Below are 1,707 nucleotides of genomic sequence, written 5' to 3' on the forward strand. Positions count from 1 at the left end.
TTCGTTGAATCACCCTTATTTTCGCCTGGTTTAATTGACTTTATACTACCCGGTCGTAAAAAACCTACACCTGTCAGGGGATCTGGCCTCGGAGAAAAGCAGCAGTCTATGAGTACGTTCGCAGCTTAAGTTGATACAAATAGACAGGGCGCCGTGTCCTGAATCTTCGTGATTCATAGTCCCAATTTTGCTTTGGCATTTTCCCAGGAAATAGTTTCGCCTTGGCGGGCTTGGGTGATGCTTTGGCGCAATTTGGTAACGAATTATGTATCGGTGAGAATATCTAAGGTTTCTAACAGTTCAGTCAAATGCGTGTAGCTGATTGCAGCCATAACGGGAACGCCATCTTGAGTGATGATGATAGGCTCATTGATAAGTTCTTGCGGTAGGTTTGGAAGCTGCTGCTGTGCTTGGGCAATGGTGAGTCGTTTGGACATGGTTTTACTAAAGCAACATTACTTTTAATTTAGCATTTCGGCCCAACTAACTGGTTTCCAGCCGCTGACGCTGGTAACGAGTAAATCCAAAATCTAAGATCCTAAATCTAAAATCTAAAATCGGTTGACGGCTGGCCCCCTCTGCGGCTACGCTTTGAAGTGAGAGGTTGCTTGCTTGTAGAGGAGGCAGCCCGCGTCGCCCAAAAATCTAGTTGCACTGCCCAAAGCTGCGCTAACAGCAATGGACAGCTAACCGCCAAACTGGTACAAGCAGTCTGGAGGCTAACGGAGTATCTTAACATCCTCTGTAGCCGCCCTGCTATGTGTTGAAATGCGGGGCGGCTGGGTTTTTGGGTTTTTCTAGAAAACCCAAAACCAGGAGAACATATTATGTCCCAGGAATTCGTGCCTGACGACAACAAATCCCAATGCCCAAATGACGACTCAGCAGCAGTATGCGAACAGGAAGTGGTGCTGTTAACGGTTGTCGGTTCGCCCAAGGGTGTCCGGGAAACCATACTCACTTTGTACCGGCTGGGATTTGCAGAAGTGGGCGATTGGAGTCCCGTACAGCGTGCCGCTAATCCGAAGCAGGTGATGAGCGTGCTGATCCGTCGGAAGCGAGCGGCTGATGGTACATCGCCGAGAAAATCTGGGCGGTAAGCTCCAAGGTTAAGTAGCTAAATTCGAGGGCGGGCCTTTAACGCTCAGCCCTGAGTCCGGCAGGGGTTGAAACCCCTGCCTCAAAGCAAAAGTCCCGTGGAATTCATTCCCTGGCAGCCTTTCGGTTTAAGTTAACTGGACACCTCCTCCTCCTTAATGCCGCGTCTTTACTCCTTGCGATTGAGCTAAATGCTGAGACTATCCTTACCCAAATTATCGAGAAGTTGTTGCAGCGCGTCGCGGCTATTGCGAACCAGATCGTTGTTAGGAGCAATGGCTAAAGATCGATTAAACATTTCCAGTGCCTTTTGCCAATTCTTGAGTGCTTCCTGTTGCTCAGATAATGTTGCTTGTAAATCACCCAGTATTCTCAGTGCAATACCTTTGTTGTTGAGGACAATGATGTCATCCGGTGCAATAAGTAAAGCTCTATTGTAAGCAGCGATCGCATCTGAGTAAGACTGTTTTGCCGCCTCAAATTCACTTAGCTGTGCTTGCAATTCACCCAGACTTAACAGCCCATTCCCTTTCTTGTTGAGAGCACAGATATAATCCGGTGCAATAAGTAAAGCAGAATTACAGGCAGCGCTCGCCTCAAAGTAAGACT

At 47.9% G+C, this 1,707-nt stretch carries 2 protein-coding genes and 1 pseudogene; 1 reads left to right on the forward strand and 2 read right to left on the reverse strand.

What is annotated here, in order from left to right; genetic code table 11:
- Nucleotides 1–263: 263 nt before the first annotated feature.
- Nucleotides 264–437 (reverse strand): hypothetical protein, encoded by a 174-nt coding sequence (locus tag QUA25_RS26000; protein WP_333042282.1) that lies wholly within the window; start codon nt 435–437, stop codon nt 264–266.
- Nucleotides 438–827: 390 nt separating this feature from the next.
- Between QUA25_RS26000 and QUA25_RS26005 the strand changes: the two genes are divergently transcribed.
- Nucleotides 828–1,100, forward strand: a complete 273-nt coding sequence (locus QUA25_RS26005) for a hypothetical protein (RefSeq protein WP_333042283.1) — start codon at nt 828–830, stop codon at nt 1,098–1,100.
- Nucleotides 1,101–1,285: 185 nt separating this feature from the next.
- Here the strand turns inward: QUA25_RS26005 and QUA25_RS26010 are convergent.
- A pseudogene (locus QUA25_RS26010) lies at nt 1,286–1,707 on the reverse strand (hypothetical protein); the annotation flags it as partial.

The sequence above is a fragment of the Microcoleus sp. Pol17C6 genome (genome assembly GCF_036701145.1).
In the GTDB taxonomy this organism is placed as follows: domain Bacteria; phylum Cyanobacteriota; class Cyanobacteriia; order Cyanobacteriales; family Microcoleaceae; genus Microcoleus.